General features: G+C 66.9%; 2 protein-coding genes. One reads left to right on the top strand and one right to left on the bottom strand.

Features of this window, described 5'->3' with window-relative positions:
- Positions 1–201: helix-turn-helix domain-containing protein (locus tag AC1DCP_RS26510; protein ID WP_476774887.1), on the top strand; the 201-nt coding region annotated here is incomplete at its 5' end.
- Positions 202–224: 23 nt separating this feature from the next.
- Here AC1DCP_RS26510 and AC1DCP_RS26515 read toward each other — a convergent pair.
- A partial coding sequence (locus tag AC1DCP_RS26515; protein ID WP_476774888.1) for a hypothetical protein occupies positions 225–426 on the bottom strand: 202 nt, incomplete at its 5' end.

Consider the following 426-nt stretch of genomic DNA (forward strand, 5'->3'; position numbering starts at 1 on the left):
CAACAGGAGCTTGCGGCTGATGTGGGCTGCACGCAGGGCAACATCGCCAATTACGAGCGTGGGCAGACGGTCCCGCCTGAGATGGCGGCGAAGATCATCGCCGTTGCGTTGCGTCGAGGCCTGACCATCACATACGACCACGTCTATGGCGACGTGGAACTCCCGGCCGTCCGCGCCCAAGGGGAGGGTGCGCCCGCGTGAAAGCCGGTTCGCGTTCCTGCCTTTCACGATGGCCATGTCCCCGATGGCCGCAGCACGTCGACTGGCGACTCCAGCACCCGCCCGCACAACTGCGCCAGCGCCCGCTCGCTGCGTGGAGACCCGATCCCACTGGCCCGCGAACTGGCCTGGCACACGGCGAACCACGCACCAATGCTGTCGCGCGACAACTCGGGCTCCACTTCGAGCAGCAACACGAGCTGCTGC

It is taken from the genome of Agrobacterium sp. 10T429, assembly GCF_056393925.1.